The 3,766-nt window shown below is 64.8% G+C and carries 3 protein-coding genes; all 3 read left to right on the top strand.

Annotated elements, in window-relative coordinates; genetic code table 11:
* On the top strand, nucleotides 1-727 hold a 727-nt coding region (rlmB, locus tag VFA60_00015; protein ID HZQ90158.1), incomplete at its 5' end, for a 23S rRNA (guanosine(2251)-2'-O)-methyltransferase RlmB.
* Nucleotides 724-2,568, top strand: a complete 1,845-nt coding sequence (locus VFA60_00010; GenBank protein HZQ90157.1) for a hypothetical protein — start codon at nucleotides 724-726, stop codon at nucleotides 2,566-2,568. The genes rlmB and VFA60_00010, both read left to right, overlap by 4 nt.
* Nucleotides 2,569-2,704: 136 nt before the next feature.
* On the top strand, nucleotides 2,705-3,766 hold a 1,062-nt coding region (locus tag VFA60_00005; protein ID HZQ90156.1), incomplete at its 3' end, for an MBL fold metallo-hydrolase.

The raw sequence follows: 3,766 nt of genomic DNA, 5'->3' as shown, positions 1-3,766 counted from the left end.
CCACGACGGACGCATGCAGCACGTGCTGGAGCAGTGCCGCGAGTTGGGTGTGCCCGTCCGGCAGCTACCGCGTGAGGAGCTGAACCGGCTGGCGCGCACCGTGCGTCACCAGGGCGTGGTCGCGGTCACTTCAGAGAAGGCGTACAGCGACCTCGACGAGATCCTTGCCTCCCGCCGCGGCGAGCACGCATTCATCCTCGTGCTGGACGGAGTGGAGGATCCCCACAACCTCGGCGCCATCCTGCGCACCGCCGACGCTGCCGGCGTGGACGGAGTCGTGATTCCCGAGCGCCGCGCCGTGGGCGTGACCACTACCGTTGCCAGGACGTCTGCGGGCGCCTCCGAGCACGTGCCCATTGCACGCGTCACCAACATCAGCCGCACGCTTGAGGAGCTGAAATTGCGCAACATCTGGGTCATCGCATTGGATGAGCGCGGCACGCAAGCTTACGACCAGCTCGACTACAACATGGACTGCGCGCTCGTGGTCGGCGCCGAAGGCAAGGGCCTGCACGAGCAAGTCCGCCGCCACTGCGACTTCCTGGTCCGCATCCCCATGCACGGACACGTGCCTTCGCTGAATGCGTCGGTCGCCGCCGCCGTGGTGATGTTCGAGGTCGCGCGCCAGCGGCGGGTCGCGAAGTCAGCGCGGCCGGCGCCTGCTCCTGTGGCGGCCGCTGATGTGGAAAGCGCCGGCGCCAAGTCCGAGGGGCGCATTCAGAAATGAAGCTCCTGTGCGGTTTGTGTTTTCTGGTGCTGCTGCTTCCTTTGTCCGCTGCCGCCCTCGATCGCAACCACTTCAGCTTCTCCTATTACGATTTCGAGCTGCGCATTGATCCGGCAGCGCAGGCAGTTGCCGCTCGGGGAAAAGTTACAATCCGGAATCTCTCCAGCCAACCCCAACCGGCGGTACCGCTGCAAATTTCCTCCACCCTGGGCTGGCGCCAGGTAGAGATCGCCGGAAAGCCGGTGCAGTACGTCACTCAGCCCTACACCACGGACCTTGACCACACCGGAGCCGTCAGCGAGGCGATTGTCACCCTTCCGCAGCCGCTCGCCCCGGGAGCGTCCGTGGAACTCGACGTCGGCTACAGTGGGACCATTCCCGCCGATGCCACGCGGCTTACTCGCATTGGCGCGCCCACCGAAGCTGCCGCGCGCACCGAATGGGACCAGGTGAGCGAATTCTTCACCGCCGTGCGCGGAGTGGGTCACGTGGCGTGGTATCCCGTCGCCATGGAAGCGGCGAACCTCTCCGAGAACCGCCTGTTTGCCGTAGTCGGCGAGTGGAAGGCTCGCGAGGCGCAGGCCAGCATGCGCGTAAAGTTCTGCTGGATCGCCGAAGTGGATCCCGAAGAAGCGGCCGAGACACGGCTGACGGTCATCGCCAACGGCCAGGCCGAAAGCTTCGGGCAGCACGGCACTGAGAAGACCGCCGAAGGCATGGCCGCAACCGGCTGCACCACGTATCGCTTCAGCAATCTTGGCCTCACCGTGCCCACGTTCGTCGTTGGCGAATTGGAAGCGCTGCAGCGCACCGGCGTCACTGTGTTTTACGCCGCTGATCACAAGCAATATGCCGCCGACTACGCTGCCGCCATCGAGCGCGTGCAGCCGTTCGTCGGCGTGTGGCTGGGCGCAGCGCGCGAGCGCGTGCAGATCGTGGAGCTCAACGAAGCCAACGCTGCGCCCTTTGAGAGCGGGGCCATGCTGTTCACACCCCTCGGCCCGACTGAACCCGCGAAGCTGGACCTGGCATTGGTTCACCAGGCCGTGCATGCGGCATTCCCATCGCCGCGGCCCTGGATCTACGAAGGCCTGGCGCAGTTCGGGCAAGCGTTGTTACACGAGCGCCGTCAGGGGCGGCGGGCGGCGCTCGACTTCATGACTGCACAACTGCCCGCGCTGGTCGAAGCGGAGCGTCAGGCGTGCGGCTCCGCCAACGCTCCGGTGTCGGCGCAGCCGAAGTCCGCTGCGGCCTCCCCGCCCCAGAACGAACGCAGCACTTCCGCTCCGCAAAGCCCTCCACCACTGGATTGCGCGCAAGGGCAGGCGCTCGCCTCGTCCTACGATGAAATCTACCCGCGTATCAAAGGAATGTACGTCTGGTGGATGCTGCGCGACATGCTCGGCGACGCAACCCTAGCGCGCGTGTTGAAGGCATACGTCGCGGCGCAGGACAAGGAGCCGTCGTTCGTGCAGCGGCTCTTCGCCGCGCAGTCGCAGCGCGACCTGGAATGGTTTTTCGACGATTGGGTCTATCGCGACCGCGGCCTCCCCGACTTCCGCGTCGAATCGGCATACCCGCGGGCCACGCTGACCGGGAGCTACGTAGTGACCGTCTCCGTTGAAAATCCCGGAGCCGCCGGAGCTGAGGTGCCGGTGCGAGTCCGCGCGCAGCAGGGAGAAGAGCAGAAACGGCTGGAAGTTCGCCGCGCGGCCAAAGCCGTTACACGAATTGAGATTGCCGCGCCGCCAGACGAGGTCATCATCAACGACGGCAGCGTGCCTGAGGCGAATCGGGAAAACAACCGTCTCGCGATTCGACAGCCGGAAACGCCGAGGTGAAAAAGCATTCAGCACTTGGCACGCAGTAGCGACAAAAACGCCTCTCCTGGCGGACTGCTGACCACCGAATGCTAACCTCTAATGGCCAACTGCCAATTGCTGACTGCCAATTGCCATTTGCTAACGCGGAGCGCCAATGCCCTACATCCAGTTCCTCGGAGCGGCCGGCACAGTGACCGGTTCCAAGCACCTGATCAACACCTCAGCCGATCCTGGCGGCAAGGGCGGATTGCAGGTCCTGATTGATTGCGGTTTATTCCAGGGACAGAAGGAGTGGCGTGAGCGCAACTGGCAGCGCCTGCCTGTGCCGCCGCGCGAAATCGACGCGGTCATCCTCACGCACGCGCACCTCGACCACTGCGGGTGGATTCCGCGCCTGGTGAAGGAAGGCTTTCGCGGCGCGATTTACGCCACTCCCGCTACCGTGGACCTGTGCGGCATTCTGCTGCCCGACTCCGGTCACCTCCAGGAAGAAGACGCCGCCTTCCACAACAAGCGCAAAAGCTCCAAGCACACCCCCGCCCTGCCGCTATACACGCTCGCTGAGGCCGAGCAGTCGCTTCGGTATTTCCGCGCGGTTCCTATGGGCCAAACCGTGGACATCAGCCCGCAGCTGTCGTTTCGCTTTGTGCCGGCTGCGCACATCTTGGGTTCTTCCATGGCGCAGATTACTTTGCGCGATAACGGCCGCGCCGCGCGTCTGCTCTTCACCGGTGACATCGGGCGCGTCAGCAATTCCCAGCTTGCGCCCGGACGCGTGGTGCACTCCGGCCCCGCCGACGGCGAGCCTGCCGACCTCGTGGTCATGGAGTCTACTTACGGCAACCGGCTCCACCCCACCACCGACGTCCGCCCTGAACTCGCCCGTCTTGTGCGCCAGACGGTGGAGCGCGGCGGCTCTGTAGTCGTCCCCGCATTCGCCGTCGAGCGCACCCAGAAGCTGCTGTTCATCCTCAAGGAGTTGATGGAATCCGGGCAGGCGCCGCGCGTGCCGGTATTCTCCGATAGACCGCTGGCTATCGGCGCCGTGCGCGTCTACCTCCAGCATAGCGAGGAGTTCAGCGACGAGGCCCGGCGCCTCATCTCTCGCTACGGCTCGCCCTTGGAATGGGACGGCTTTACTTTTGCCAGCACGCAGGCCGAATCAAAGCAGATCAATGCCAACCTTTATCCCTGCGTGATCGTCTCCTCCAGCGGC

It is taken from the genome of Terriglobales bacterium, assembly GCA_035651995.1.
Taxonomy (GTDB): Bacteria; Acidobacteriota; Terriglobia; order Terriglobales; family Acidobacteriaceae; genus DASRER01.
This window is presented reverse-complemented; position numbering and strand designations above follow the sequence as displayed.